Origin of the sequence: Halotalea alkalilenta (genome assembly GCF_001648175.1) — a bacterium.
In the GTDB taxonomy this organism is placed as follows: domain Bacteria; phylum Pseudomonadota; class Gammaproteobacteria; order Pseudomonadales; family Halomonadaceae; genus Halotalea; species Halotalea alkalilenta_A.
The window spans coordinates 1,863,138-1,876,803 of the sequence record NZ_CP015243.1 but is presented as its reverse complement, the minus strand read 5'-3'; the positions used below and the strand labels follow the sequence as shown (position 1 = coordinate 1,876,803).

General features: G+C 65.4%; 14 protein-coding genes. 8 read left to right on the top strand and 6 right to left on the bottom strand.

Features of this window, described 5'->3' with window-relative positions; genetic code table 11:
* The first annotated feature begins 67 nt into the window (after positions 1-67).
* A complete protein-coding gene (locus tag A5892_RS08220) occupies positions 68-1,156 on the top strand; it encodes an NADH:flavin oxidoreductase/NADH oxidase (protein WP_064122398.1) in 1,089 nt (362 codons plus the stop codon).
* 68 nt (positions 1,157-1,224) lie between these two features.
* Here the strand turns inward: A5892_RS08220 and A5892_RS08215 are convergent, their stop codons facing one another.
* Positions 1,225-4,623 carry a pyruvate carboxylase gene (locus A5892_RS08215; protein ID WP_223302830.1) on the bottom strand — a complete coding sequence of 1,133 codons (3,399 nt, stop codon included), beginning with the start codon at positions 4,621-4,623 and terminating at the stop codon, positions 1,225-1,227.
* A complete protein-coding gene (locus A5892_RS20900) occupies positions 4,620-4,751 on the bottom strand; it encodes a hypothetical protein (RefSeq protein ID WP_263281421.1) in 132 nt (43 codons plus the stop codon). Before A5892_RS20900 ends, A5892_RS08215 begins: the two co-directional genes overlap by 4 nt.
* A gap of 279 nt (positions 4,752-5,030) precedes the next feature.
* On the opposite strand from A5892_RS20900, the gene A5892_RS19815 reads away from it, so the two are divergent.
* The 3 genes from A5892_RS19815 to A5892_RS08205 all read left to right on the top strand — a co-directional run bounded on the left by A5892_RS19815 (position 5,031) and on the right by A5892_RS08205 (position 7,186).
* A complete protein-coding gene (locus A5892_RS19815; RefSeq protein WP_317627715.1) occupies positions 5,031-5,234 on the top strand; it encodes a hypothetical protein in 204 nt (67 codons plus the stop codon).
* A gap of 349 nt (positions 5,235-5,583) precedes the next feature.
* Entirely contained in the window at positions 5,584-5,988 is a 405-nt protein-coding gene (locus A5892_RS08210; RefSeq protein WP_064122397.1) for a histone-like nucleoid-structuring protein, MvaT/MvaU family, read from the top strand.
* A gap of 541 nt (positions 5,989-6,529) precedes the next feature.
* Positions 6,530-7,186: an OmpW/AlkL family protein gene (locus A5892_RS08205; protein ID WP_064122396.1), complete on the top strand. Its 657-nt coding sequence runs from the start codon at positions 6,530-6,532 to the stop codon at positions 7,184-7,186.
* Positions 7,187-7,308: 122 nt separating this feature from the next.
* On the opposite strand, the gene A5892_RS08200 is transcribed toward A5892_RS08205, so the two are convergent.
* A complete protein-coding gene (locus A5892_RS08200; RefSeq protein ID WP_064122395.1) occupies positions 7,309-7,656 on the bottom strand; it encodes a YqcC family protein in 348 nt (115 codons plus the stop codon).
* Between the two features lie 311 nt (positions 7,657-7,967).
* Between A5892_RS08200 and A5892_RS08195 the strand changes: the two genes are divergently transcribed.
* The 4 genes from A5892_RS08195 (at position 7,968) to A5892_RS08180 (ending at position 11,013) form a co-directional block, all read left to right on the top strand.
* Positions 7,968-8,969, top strand: coding sequence for a DUF3549 family protein (locus A5892_RS08195; RefSeq protein ID WP_064122394.1), 1,002 nt, complete (start codon positions 7,968-7,970; stop codon positions 8,967-8,969).
* 39 nt (positions 8,970-9,008) lie between these two features.
* On the top strand, positions 9,009-9,446 hold the full coding sequence (locus tag A5892_RS08190) for an ATP-dependent zinc protease family protein (RefSeq protein WP_027351227.1): 438 nt from the start codon (positions 9,009-9,011) through the stop codon (positions 9,444-9,446).
* Between the two features lie 82 nt (positions 9,447-9,528).
* Positions 9,529-10,437: a 30S ribosomal protein S6--L-glutamate ligase gene (gene rimK / locus A5892_RS08185; RefSeq protein WP_064122393.1), complete on the top strand. Its 909-nt coding sequence runs from the start codon at positions 9,529-9,531 to the stop codon at positions 10,435-10,437.
* A gap of 75 nt (positions 10,438-10,512) precedes the next feature.
* A complete protein-coding gene (locus tag A5892_RS08180) occupies positions 10,513-11,013 on the top strand; it encodes a hypothetical protein (RefSeq protein WP_064122392.1) in 501 nt (166 codons plus the stop codon).
* A 37-nt stretch (positions 11,014-11,050) separates the two neighbouring features.
* Here A5892_RS08180 and A5892_RS08175 read toward each other — a convergent pair whose 3' ends face one another.
* From A5892_RS08175 to A5892_RS08165, 3 genes are read right to left on the bottom strand one after another with little or no spacing between them, the layout of a single operon-like run.
* Entirely contained in the window at positions 11,051-11,728 is a 678-nt protein-coding gene (locus tag A5892_RS08175; protein ID WP_223302829.1) for a SanA/YdcF family protein, read from the bottom strand.
* A 59-nt stretch (positions 11,729-11,787) separates the two neighbouring features.
* Positions 11,788-12,354, bottom strand: a complete 567-nt coding sequence (gene sufT / locus A5892_RS08170; protein ID WP_027351223.1) for a putative Fe-S cluster assembly protein SufT — start codon at positions 12,352-12,354, stop codon at positions 11,788-11,790.
* Between the two features lies 1 nt (position 12,355).
* Positions 12,356-13,615: an aminotransferase class V-fold PLP-dependent enzyme gene (locus tag A5892_RS08165; RefSeq protein ID WP_064122391.1), complete on the bottom strand. Its 1,260-nt coding sequence runs from the start codon at positions 13,613-13,615 to the stop codon at positions 12,356-12,358.
* Positions 13,616-13,666: the final 51 nt, after the last annotated feature.

Sequence of the window (13,666 nt, the reverse complement as noted above, 5' to 3'; positions counted from 1 at the left end):
GCTAGTTCGATCAATATCGAACTACGCAACCAAACCACTAAAGCCTTTCATGGTTAGGAAAACTCGTATGCCCACGCTGTTCGAACCGTTCAAGCTCAAGGATGTTCATCTTCGCAACCGCATCGCGGTACCGCCGATGTGCCAGTACATGGCCGAGGATGGCATGCCCAACGACTGGCATGGAGTGCACTACGCCAGTATCGCACGCGGCGGTGCAGGCCTTGTGATCGTCGAGGCCACCGGGGTCTCCCCCGAGGGCCGGATCACGCCGCACTGCACGGGTCTCTGGAACGATGCCCAACGCGACGCCTTCGTCCCGATCGCGGCCTCGATCAAGGCCGCGGGGGCGGTGCCGGGAATCCAGCTCGGCCATGCGGGACGCAAAGCGAGCGCAAACCGCCCATGGGAGGGCGATGACCACCTCGCCGAGGGCGACCCACGCGGCTGGCAGACCATCGCTCCCTCCGCGCTGGCGTTCGGCGCCAATCTGCCGAAAGTACCGAGGGAGATGAGCCTCGAGGAGATCACCAGGGTCCGCGAGGACTTCGTCGCCGCCGCGCGGCGCGCGCTCGAGGCTGGTTTCGAGTGGCTGGAGCTGCACTTCGCCCATGGCTACCTCGGCCAGAGCTTCTTCTCCCCTCACTCCAACCAGCGCACCGATGCCTATGGTGGCAGCCGCGAGAATCGCAGCCGTTTCCTGCTCGAAACGCTCGCCGCGGTACGTGAGGTATGGCCGGAGCACCTGCCGTTGACCGCTCGCTTCGGGGTGATCGAGTTCGACGGTGACGACGAAAGGACGATGACCGAGTCGATCGAGCTGGTTCGCGAGTTCAAGGCCGGCGGTCTCGATCTGCTCAGCGTCAGCATTGGCTTCTCGACACCTGAGGCCAACATCCCCTGGGGCCCCGGTTTCATGGGCCCGATCGCACAGCGGGTTGGTCGCGAGAGCGGGCTGCCGGTCGCCTCGGCATGGGGCTTCGGCACGCCGGAGCTGTCCCAGAAGGCGATCACCAGCGGAGAACTCGACCTGGTGATGGTCGCCCGCGCCCACCTCGCCGACCCGCACTGGCCCTATGCCGCGGCCAAGGCGCTTGGGATCGAGCGCCCGTCGTGGACGCTGCCCGCGCCCTACGCCCACTGGCTCGAACGCTACTGAGCCAACGCCGACGAGAAGCCCCCGACATGGGGGCTTCTCGTCGCTGACGCCCTCTTCTCCCCTTCGATTCAGGGCCTGATCACCGCGATCAGGTCCCCTGCCTCCATCGCCCGCGGCCCAGACGGAATGACGCGATCGAGCGCTCCAGCTATCGGCGCGGTGATCGTCGCCTCCATCTTCATCGCCTCGAGCGTCGCCAGTGGCGCACCGGCCTCGATCGGCTCGCCCGCCCTGGCGGTGACCGTGACCACGCCGGCGTAAGGCACCGCGACCTGTCCAGGCTCGGTCGGATCGGCTTTTTCCGTTTCATGCTGCTCGGCAGTGACCGAGTGATCGCGCACCGAAAGCGGACGCAGCTGGCCGTTGAGACTGCACATCACCTGGCGCATGCCGCGCTCGTCGCTGGCCCCGATCGCGCGGATTGCGACCAGCAGGCGCACCCCCTCCTCGAGCATCACCGCATGCTCCTCGCCCGGGCTCAGGCCATAGAAGTAGTCAGCGCTGGAGAGCACCGAGAGATCACCATAGCGAGCGCGCACCTGCTCGAACGCCTTCGCCGGCGCGGCGAACAGCAACCGGTTGAGCAGCTGGCGACGCGCGGGCCCTGGCAGCGCAAGCGCGGCACGGCTTTCGTCGTCTAGCTCAGCGATCGCCGGCTTCCTGCTCCGCCCGGCCAGCGCCCGGCTGCGAAACGGCTCGGGCCAGCCGCCGGGAGGCGTGCCGAGGTCACCGGCGAGAAAGCCGATCACCGAGTCGGGGATATCGAAGCGCTGCGGATCAGCGGCGAACTGTTCGATGTCGGCTCCCACCGCGACCAGCTGCAGCGCCAGGTCGCCGACCACCTTCGACGAGGGTGTCACCTTGACCAGCCGGCCGAGCAGGCGATCGGCGCGCGCGTACATCTCCTCGATCGCCTCGAACCGGTCGCCCAGCCCCAGCGCCACCGCCTGCTGGCGCAGATTGGAGAGCTGGCCTCCGGGGATCTCGTGGTGGTAGACCCGCCCGGTCGGCGCCGGGAGCCCGGCCTCGAACGGCAGATAGAGCTTGCGCACCGCCTCCCAGTAGGGTTCGAGCGAATTGACCGCCGCCAGTGAAAGCCCGGTGTCACGCGGGGTGTGGGCGTAGGCCGCGACCAGGCTCGCGAGCGATGGCTGGCTGGTAGTGCCGGACATCGCAGCGCAGGCCGCGTCGACCGCGTCGGCGCCGGCCTCGACCGCTGCCATCAGGGTCGCCAGCTGGCCGCCGGCGGTGTCATGGGTATGCAAGTGAATCGGCAGCTCGAAGCGGCTGCGCAGCGCCTCGACCAGGATTCGCGCCGCTTGCGGGCGCAGCAGTCCGGCCATGTCCTTGATCGCGAGGATATGGGCGCCGGCGGCGACGATCCGCTCGGCGAGACCGAGATAGTAGTCGAGGGTGTAGAGCGTCTCGGCCGGGTCACTGAGATCGCCGGTATAGCAAAGCGCCACCTCGGCGACCGCGTGGGTGCGACGTACCGCTTCGATCGCCGGGCGCATCTGCTCGACATCGTTGAGCGAGTCAAAGATGCGGAAGATATCCACCCCTTGCGCCGCCGCCGCCTCGATGAAGGCGTCGCTCACCGCCGTCGGATAGGGGGTGTAGCCGACGGTGTTGCGTCCGCGCAGCAGCATCTGCAGCGCGACGTTGGGCAGCGCCTGGCGCAGCCGGGCCAGACGCTCCCAAGGGTCCTCGCCGAGAAAGCGCAGCGCGACGTCGTACGTCGCCCCGCCCCAGCATTCGACACTGAGCAGTTCAGGAGTCAGCCGGGCGACATAGGGGGCGACTGCGAGCAGATCGTAGCTGCGTACCCGGGTGGCGAGCAGCGACTGGTGGGCGTCGCGGAAGGTGGTGTCGGTGATCCACACGCGCGGCGACTGGCGCAGCTCGCGCGCGAACGCCTCGGCGCCAACGGCGAGCAGACGCTGGCGGCTACCCGGCGAAGGCTCGGCTTCGGGCAATGGCGGCAGCTTGCTCGCCGGCTCAACGCCGCCCGGCGGCGGACCGAAGGGACGATTGACGGTGACCTCGGCGAGCCAGCTCAGCAGCTTGGTCCCGCGGTCCTGGCTCGGCAGCGCCTGGAGCAGCCTGGGACGCTCCTCGATGAAGGCGGTGGAGAGATCCCCTTTAAGAAACGCCTCCTCGTCCAGCACGCCCTGAAGGAAAGCGATGTTGGAGCTCACCCCGCGGATGCGGAACTCCGCCAGCGCGCGACGCGCACGCGCCACCGCAAGGGGAAAGTCGCGCCCACGGCAGGTGAGCTTGACCAGCATCGAATCGAAGTGCGGGCTCACCTCGGCGCCGGCATAGGCGGTACCGCCATCGAGTCGCACGCCGGCACCACCCGCCGCGCGATAGGCCGTGATCATGCCGGTATCGGGACGAAATCCATTGGCCGGATCCTCAGTGGTGATCCGGCATTGCAGCGCCGCGCCGTTGACCCGCAGGGCCTCCTGACTCAGCCCCAGCTCGGCGAGGGATTCTCCGCAGGCGATGCGAATCTGCGCCTGGACCAGGTCGACGTCGGTGATCTCCTCGGTGACCGTATGCTCGACCTGGATGCGCGGATTCATCTCGATGAACACGTGCTGGCCAGCGTTCGGCCCGGCGGTCTCGAGCAGGAACTCGACGGTTCCAGCGTTGCGATAGCCGAGCGCGCGCGCAAACGAAACCGCGTCGCGATGCAGGGCCTCACGCACAGTGGGGTCGAGATTCGGCGCCGGGGCGATCTCGACCACCTTCTGGTGACGGCGCTGTACCGAGCAGTCACGCTCGAACAGGTGAATCACCCCACCCTGGCTGTCACCGAGGATCTGCACCTCGACGTGCCGGGGACGCTGCACCGCCTGCTCGATGAATACGGTCGGATCGCCGAAGGCACCCTCGGCCTCACGCATCGCCGCCTCGAGTGCTCCTTGCAGCTCACCCTGTTCGGCGACCCGGCGCATGCCACGGCCACCGCCACCGGCGACCGCCTTGACGAACAGCGGATAGGTCATCGGCCCGGCTGCCTCGAGCAGCGCGTCCAGGTCACTCGATGGCGCGCTCGAGGCAAGCACCGGGATACCCTGCTCGCGCGCCTTGGCCAGCGCTCGCACCTTGTCGCCGGCCACCTCCAGCACTTCCGCGGGCGGGCCGATGAAGACGATGCCAGCGTCGCGGCAAGCGCGGGCGAGACCGGCATTCTCGGAGAGAAAGCCATAGCCCGGGTAGACCGCATCGGCACCGCTCATCTTCGCCACGCGGATGATCTCATCGATCGACAGATAGGCCCGCACCGGATGGCCCTGCTCACCGATCGGATAGGCTTCATCCGCCTTCAGGCAATGCTCCGAGTGACGGTCCTCGTGCGCGAACACCGCCACCGTGCGCGCACCGAGCTCGACCGCGGCGCGAAAGGCACGTACCGCGATCTCGCCACGGTTGGCAACCAGTATTTTCTTGAACATCATCGATCGCTCTCCGCTGCTGAGCCTGCTGGAACCCCCGTCCCCACGCCCTCGGTGCGCCCTCGCCGAGAAACGGCCACGAAGCGGGCCAGGGCGATGTTGCCGTTCACCGCGTCGATGAAGACCGACATCGAACTCCCCCTCCATATTTCACGACCCGTTCACCCCAAGTGAAACGCGGTTCTACGAACTCGAGCCCGTCCCGAACCTGTCGAGGGACACGTACGACGAATCGAAGGACAGCAGCGGGTATCGAAATGAACATCCACAGTGTAGCCCTAGGATGATTGATTCCATCAGTGCATGGAATCACCCGTGGCGCACTCGTGGACAATGGCGCGGTGAAAGCTCGGGACGCTGAATCGACTCGAACAAAAGCCCCCCTTGACCCTGAAGCGAGTGCAAGGTTCATGCTTGAGTGGATATGCGAAAGGCATATGTCACTTAAGGAGAACACGATGTCCGAAGAAACCGTCTGTGCTTGTCCTAAATGTGTCTGCGAGGTGGGAGAAAGTGCCATAGAGGTCGATGGAAAGGCATATTGCAGCGACATATGCGCCTCGAACCATGCCCAGGGCGAGAAGGAGTGCGGTCACTGCGCCTGCGGTAAGTGATCCCGTTGTCCCACCGATACGACGCCGTTGCCCAATTGAGCGACGGCGTTGCCGTATCCGGCACTGCGGTGAACTCCCGCTCTGACCACGTCGCCGACGAATTCGCCAGCACGGTAGCGCCCTTGCCGGGGCGGTGAATACAAACCCTGTTATTGTTACTGGTAATCCTCAATAGTCTTTCACCCATGTATCTCGAGGATGCGAGATAGTCGCTCACCGACATTGACCAATAGGTCAATACCAACGGTAGCGCTAATGTGGCGATCTCTTTACTTCCCATTTATTTTTGCTTTCTGATAAGATTCGGCGACAGTGAAGGCAAGAAACTAAATTTCTGTATGGAGTAGATATGGCCGTTCTTAGCGATTACCTGAAAATGGAAAAAGAGCTCGAAGAGCTCCAAGCCCGCCTGCAGGCGATGGCATCCAATGAAACTTTCCAGCGCGAGCTCGAATTCAAACGCAAACTCGAGGCGCTACTCGAGCAGTTCGACAAGACTTCCACCGACGTCATCGACATCCTCGACCCGCAGGGTGATCTGCGTGGCGCCCAAACGGCGCCCAAGGCCAGCAAGAGCGGTGCTCCCTCCGGCGGCACGCGGCGCAAGCGCAAACTCAAGATCTACAAGAACCCCCATACCGGCGGCGTGATCGAAACCCGAGGGGGCAATCACAAAGAACTCAAGGAATGGAAAGAAGAATACGGCGCCGACACCGTCGAAGGCTGGCTGACCGAAACGCAAGAAGCGGGTTGAAACCCGCTCGCCGGTAATACCGGCGGCGTCCGGGAAATTACCCTGGCGCCATCTTTGCTATCCCGAAGGCGTCGATGCTCATACATCGGCGCCTTCGCTTTTGTTTGCGCGCCGCCGATCATGCCGAGATCACCCCGGCGCGAGCATCGAACCCGGCTACGGGAAAATACCCACCTCGTTCTTGGCAACATGCTCTAGAAAAAAGCCCGGACGGCGGCTTGCGCTTGTCTCCCGATGCCAGTTGGCTGGATAAGCTCGAACATCGCCTCTTCTCCATCCCGATTACCATCGGGAAGTAGTCGTTGCCACAAGTGCCATTCGACCGCCGGGAAACATTCGGGCTTTACACGCGGCCTTCCCCCTGCGTGATCGAGCGAGGCAATCACCGCGAGACGAAGCACATGCGACAGCCGGTCGCATTCCATAAAACCATATTAAGGGTAAGGTTTTGACAGCGTAGTGCGATGACTTGGAGCGCACCGCTGCGCGGCCCTCCAGAGGCCATTCGATTCAAGGGTGCAAGACAGCGGAAGACAAAGCCATGAATGCAAAGAAACTCGGTGCCACCTTCGCCGCCCTCGCCTGCCTGGCGAGCTCAACCAGCGCTTTCGCCTACGGCGAGGGCGACTTCTTCGCCCGACTGGGCATGGTGCGGATCGAACCCACCGGCGGCAGTGCCCATCTCGGCGGCGCGCTGCAGGGCGCGACGGTGGACGTCGAGACTGAGAGAGGCGCGGCATTTACTCTCGGCTATCGTTTCACCGACAAGTTCGGCGTGGAACTGCTCGCCGCACCGCAGAGCTTCAAGCACGATATCAACGTGCGCGCCGGCGGCGACACCATCACCCGCGGCAGTGTCCGCCATCTGCCGCCGACCTTGACCCTGCAATACTACCCGCTCGGCGGTACCGATGCCCAAGTGCAGCCCTACATCGGCGCAGGGGTCAACTACACCCGGTTCTCCAGCGAGCACCTCTCATTGGAGGACACCTCGCTGAAACTCGAAGATGGCTGGAATGCCGCCGCCCAGGTCGGGGTCGACTACCAGCTCACCAGCAATCTCGCGCTCAACCTCGCAGTCTGGTACCTCGACATCGACTCCACCGCAATAGTGCACCAGGGTGGCCAGGAAGTGTCGCGCGCCGATATCGACATCAATCCGATCGTGGTGATGAGCGGTATCAGCCTGCGTTTCTGAGCCAGGGTCCGGGGAGGGGCGTCTCCAGGCATGGAGGGCGCACTGGCCTCCAAGCGCCAGTCGCATAAGCCACCATGGAAGGTTTCGCCCCGCCCCGGCGGGGCGCTTTCATCTGTGGCCGATCAATGCAGGGCGGGCGTCCCGTCCTCGTCATTGAGGATCAAGTCGATCTCGCGCAGCACCTCGATCACCGGCAAGCGTGCGCCCATGCTCATCTGCGGCAGATAGACTTCGGCCGCGGCGGCAACGCTCGAGCCCTGGGGAAGCGGCTGGGCGCTCGCCAGCATCGTCCTCAGCCGAGCGACGAAGACGAACCGCAGCCACTGAGCCATCTCCATGCTATCGAGCGCGAAGGGCTCGAGGCTTGCGAACGCTTGCGGGCTCGGGGTCGGTTGACCCCAGATGTCGGCGGCGCGCATCGCCGCTTCGAGCCGGGTCAAAGCGTCACTGAGTCGGGTACGCTGGTTCATCTCTCTTCGTCCATTGCCAAATGTCGGGGAAAGGCGCTCACCCGAGTCGAAGTAGACTAGATGCGGCCTCTGGGAGCAAACCCAACGGTCATCCACGGGTCATCAAGAATTCACAGAACGCCTGGACGCAGCTGTGGACAAACCTGGGAAAAGTACCGGGACCGCCGAGCCCATGCGCGATCGCGCCAGGAGATCAAAAATTGACCACTCCTGGGCTTCCTTCGTCCGCCCGGCGATTGCCCTCGACACGCCCGCCGGGCACACTGCCCTTTTTCGCACACTCACCCGCTTCGTCACTCCAGAGAGCCCGCATGTCTTCCCCGTCGACCCTCAGCGATTTCTTCGACCAAGCTCGGCTGAGCGCCCAGGTGTTCCACCTCGGCCGACGCGTCCACCCCTGCGACGCCGGGCATTTTCGCGCCTTCGAGGAGGAGCGGACAGCCTGGGAGTCACCACTGCGCGGGACGGCACGGGTCGCGATCGTCCTGCATGCCGAGGGCACGCCGGCGCAGCAGGCGGTGGTCTGGTGCCTGGCGTTTCCCCTCGACGAACTCGGCCAGCTGCAGCCGGCACCGCGCGACGCCTTCCTGCGTCGCCTGCACGAACGCCAGGGCGAGCGGCCCAGCGGCGAGGCGCTGCTCGACCCGCTCAAGGACAATCCACTTGCCTTCGCGCCCGAACCGCTGACCCTGGCACTGCTCCACGCCCAAGCGTTCAAGATCCTAGGGCTGCCGCCGAGCGCCAAGTTCGCCGAGGCCCAGGCCTACTATACCGGCGAGCCGGATGCGCACGACTGGGCCAGCCTCGATTACCAGAGCGTCGCCGACTGGTGCGTGCGCATGGACGCCGCCCAGGCGCGGCGGCTGGCTGGGCGGGTCGACGCGCTACCCGGCGAGCCGCTGACCGCGCTCTGCCGGATGCTCGAACATCTGCCGAGCGAGGAGCCGGAACTGATCGAGGCGCTGCGCGCCCGCGCCGAGCGCGACCCCGGGCTGCGCGACGCCTGCCTGCGCGCGCTGCTCGCCAGCCCCATCGATGCGGCCGCGGCGCAGCTCGTACGGCTGCTCGATCATCGAACCAGCGTCGAGGAACTCGCCATCATCAGCGCTCGCGGCTGGCACCATCTCGAGCACGAGCAGCGCCTTGCGCGCTATCTCGAGGCGATCGCTCAGGCACCGGCACTCGACTTCACCAACTGCGTACGCGACCTGGCCCAGTTGCCTCGCCTGCGTCTGCCGGTGATCATGGCGCTTCGCAACGCCGCCGACGGTTCGGCAGTGCGGCGCAGACTGAACGAGCTCCCTCGCCGCTGAAACTCGCGCGCCGAGGCCCATCCTCCACGGACATCGTCGATGAATTCACTGCCCTTTGAACCGCGCGCGATCATCGGTCGCCGCGAGATCGTCACCCTGCCTGAGCTCGGGCTCAAGCTGGTCTGCAAGGTCGACACCGGTGCCCACACCTCGGCGCTGCACGCCGAGCGAGTCGAGGCATTCCTGCGCGATGGCGAGCGCTGGGTGCGCTTCGACACCTGGTCGGGCGATGACGAGAACAGCCTGCGCCACTTCGAGTGGCCGCTCTCCGACGAGCGAGAGGTGCGCAGTTCCAACGGCATCGCCGAGCGACGCTTCGTGATCCGTACGCAAATGGAGATCGGCTCGATCAGCGACGAGATCGACCTTACCCTGGTCGACCGCCAGCAAATGCGCCATTCGATGCTGCTCGGCCGACGCGCGATGCGCCGCCTGCTGGTGGCCCCAGGGGCCTCTTTCCTCCAAGGCGCGCCCTAGGGCGTGTACACTCCCGCACACCGCGCGTACTCGCTCGACGCCAGGCGCCGGCGAGGCAATCGTCACCGTCCAAGGATCGTCCATGCACATCGCCCTGCTTTCACGCAATGCGCGCCTTTATTCCACCCGCAGGCTGGTCGAAGCCGCCGAGAACCGCGGACATTCCGTACGCGTGATCGACACCCTGCGCTGCTACATGAACATCGCCTCGCACCGCCCGTCGATCCACTACAAAGGCGAGGAGCTCGAGCACTTCGATGCCGTGGTGCCGCGAATCGGCGCTTCGGTGACCTTCTACGGCTGCGCGGTGCTGCGCCAATTCGAGATGATGGGCACCTACGTGCTCAACGACTCGGTGGGAATCACCCGCTCACGCGATAAACTGCGTTCGCTGCAGCTGCTCTCGCGCAAAGGGATCGGACTGCCGATCACCGGTTTCGCCCACTCCCCCGACGACATTCACGACCTGATCAAGATGGTCGGCGGCGCGCCGCTGGTGATCAAACTGCTCGAAGGTACCCAGGGCATCGGCGTGGTGCTCGCCGAGACCCAGCAGGCCGCGGAGAGCGTGATCCAGGCGTTTCTCGGGCTCAAGGCCAACATCATGGTGCAGGAGTACATCAAGGAGGCGCAGGGCGCCGATCTGCGCTGCTTCGTGATCGGTGACAAGGTGGTGGCGACGATGAAGCGACAGGCGGTGGAGGGAGAATTTCGCTCCAACCTGCACCGCGGCGGCACCGCCAGTGCGATTCGGATCACTCCGGAGGAACGCTCGACCGCGGTACGCGCAGCCAAGGCGATGGGGCTGCGGGTGGCGGGCGTCGATCTGCTACGTTCCAACCATGGCCCGGTGGTGATGGAGGTGAACTCCTCTCCTGGCCTCGAGGGCATCGAGAACGCCACCGGCAAGGACGTCGCCGGTATGATCGTCGAGCATCTCGAGAAACACGCCGCACCGGTCAGCAAGGCTCCGCCTCGTCCGCGCGGCTGAGCCGCTACCTGCGCCTTGCGCCAGGAAGCGGCCCGGACCATTCAACTCTCATCGGCGTCACCGGAGGTGGCCCTAATGTTCCTCGACAATCGCCAGGCGGCGATGGACAGTGCGCTGGAGGCCCTCGCGGAGAGCCTCGACTACTTCTACGACAATACCAGCCGCCTCGACGACAGCGTGCGCAGCGTGCTCACGCCCCATTTCGAAGCGCGCCGCAGCGACGTGATCGAGCTGCGCCGTCTGTCGCGCGAGCTGCTCAAGCTGCTACCGCGCGACGCCGACGTCGAGCGCGACGACTACCTGTGGCTATGGAGCCGGCTCAAGAGCTTCGTCGGCGACAATGACCAGGTGCTGCTGCACGACATGCTCGAGCAGGAGAAGGTGATCATGCAGGCGCTCGCCAGGGCCCTGACCCATCCGCTGCCCGACGAGATCGAGCCGGTGATGGAGCGGATATTCCGCGGCTGCCGCAACCTGATTCGCCAGCTCTACGACGCCCAGCAGCAGGCGGGCCAGGCCAAGCGCAGCCGACGCGGGCGCGGGCGCGGGCGCGGCAAGCGCACGAGACAGCGCTGAGCGAGAAGCGCCAACGAGCAGTGGAGGATGGGCAGCGCTAATCGAGCAGCAAGGGCTCCTTGGGGCCGAGAAAACGCGGCTCGCGATGCCAGAGGTAGAGATCGCCCACCGTCATCGCGCGAGCGAACCATTCCCGTAGACTTACGTAGCGATCGACCCCGGCCTGCTCCGGCATTGCCGCGCAGCCGTAGGCGTCGATCCCTTCGGCCTGGGCGATGAACAGCGCCCGGGGCAGATGCCAGGGCTGGGTGACCAAAGCGGCCTGCTCGACGCCGAATACCTCGCGTGCGCGAACCAGCGTATCGAAGGTGCTCAGGCCTGCGTAGTCGAGGGTCATCGCCGAGCGCGGCACGTGGCGGGCCAGCAGGTCGCGCCACATGGTCACCGGCTCGTTGTAATAGAGGCTTCGGTTGTCACCGGAAAGCAGCAGATGCTCGATTCGGCCGAGCCGCCAGAGTTCGGCGGCGGTGTCGAGCCGCGCATGATAGTAAGGGTTAGGCACGCCGCTGCGCATCCGGCTCGAGGTGCCGAAGACGATGCCCACTTCGAGACGCGGGCAGAGGGTAGCATCGGCGACCAGCCGGTCGCGCGTCGCCGCCCAGACCCACAGGTTCGCCGCGCCGAACAGTACCAGCGTGAGCAGTATCAGCCCGAGCACCAGCGCGGTGAGCCAGCCCGCCGCGCGCCGCCACCGCCGTTTCATCCCTGCGGCCATCGCATCCTCTTCACCCGCTGATTTCGCGCTCGCCGGCGTCCCGGGTTCAACACCCGGCTTCAGAACATACCGAGCTCGAGACGCGCCTCTTCGCTCATCATCTCACGCGACCAAGGGGGATCGAAGACGATTTCGACGTGCACTTTCTTGACCTGCTCGGCGCCGAGGATCTTGTGCCGCGCGTCGGCGGCGATCACCTCACCCATGCCACAGCCCGGCGCGGTGAGGGTCATCTTGACGTTGACCATCTTCTCACCGGAGATCAGGGTGTCGATCCGGCAGCCATAGACCAGCCCCAGCTCGACGATATTGACCGGGATTTCCGGGTCGAAACAGGTGCGCAGCCGATCCCAGACGAAGGCCTCGAGCTCGGCATCGCTGGCGCCCGCGGCAAGCCGGGCACGGGGCAGCGGCTCGAGCCCGAGGGCATCGAGCTGGTCACCCTCGATCAGGTAAAGCCGCCCCTCCAGAGCGATGCTGACCGAATCGCCGCGTGCCTGCATGATCTGCACCTCGGCGTCCTCGGCCAGTTCGACCGGCTTGCCGAAGGGCACCGAAATCGCCGTCACATCGCGAGTCAGCGGCAACACCTGCCCTTTGTAGAGGCGCTCCCCGGTCTCACTCATCTCAGCCTCTCACCATTTTCACCACCCGCTCGAGTGCATCGAGGAACGTCTCGACCTCCCCGAGGGTATTGTAGATCGCGAAAGAGGCACGGCAGGTCGCGTCGAGCCCGAAGCTGTGCAGCAGCGGCTGGGCACAGTGGTGCCCGGTGCGGATCGCAACCCCGAACTGGTCGATCAAAAGGCCGATGTCCTGGGCGTGCACGCCGTCGATCACGAACGACAGCACCCCTGCCTTGCCCGGCGCCTCGCCGATCACCCGCGCCCCCTCGATCCGCTTGACCCCTTCGGTCGCGGCGAGCAGCAGCCGACGCTCCCATTCGTCGACCAGATCGACCGGGAAGCGGGTGAACCAGCGCAGCGCGGCACCGAAAGCAATCACCTCGGCGATCGCCGGAGTACCGGCCTCGAACTTGTGCGGCGGCTCGGCGAAGGTGGTTTCGCCGTCGAGCCGCACCAGCTTGATCATCTCGCCGCCCCCCTGCCAGGGCGGCATCGCCTCGAGCAGCTCGAGCCGGCCATAGAGTGCGCCGACCCCGGTCGGACCATAGACCTTGTGCGAGGAGAACGCATAGAAGTCGACCCCCAGCGCCTGGACGTCGATGGCCTGGTGCGGCGCCGCCTGGGCGCCGTCGACCAGGATCCTGGCGCCGTGGGCGTGAGCGACGCGGACCAGCTCATCGACCGGGTTGACGGTGCCAAGGGCGTTGGAGACGTGGGTCACTGCGACCAGCTTGGTGCGCGGAGTGAAAAGCGCAGCGTAAGCCGCGAGATCGAGCACCCCGCGCGTGTCCACCGGGATGGTCTTGATCGAGAGCCCCCGCTCGGCGGCAAGCAGCTGCCACGGCACGATGTTCGAGTGGTGCTCCATCATCGAGACCAGGATCTCGTCGCCGGGCTGGAGGAAGGCGCGCCCGTAGCTCTGCGCGACCAGATTGATCGCCTCGGTGGTGCCGCGGGTGAAAACGATCTCGCGCTTGTCCGCGGCATTCAGAAAGCCGCGCACGGTCTCCCGGCTGCCTTCGAAAGCGGCGGTCGCCTCATCGGCCAGGCAGTGCAAGCCGCGATGGATATTGGCGTTGTAGCGGTGGAAGTAGTCATCGAGGACGTCGATCACCGCCTGCGGCGTCTGGCTGGTCGCGGCGTTGTCCAAGTAGACCAGCGGTCGATCACCATGGACTCGGCGAGCGAGGATCGGGAACTCGGCACGGATGACATCGACATTGAGCAGCAGCTCGGCCTCTGTATTGTCGTGAATCTTCATTGCCGCACCTTGCGTCTGCACTCTAGGGAATGACGCGACGCCCGTGCGGGC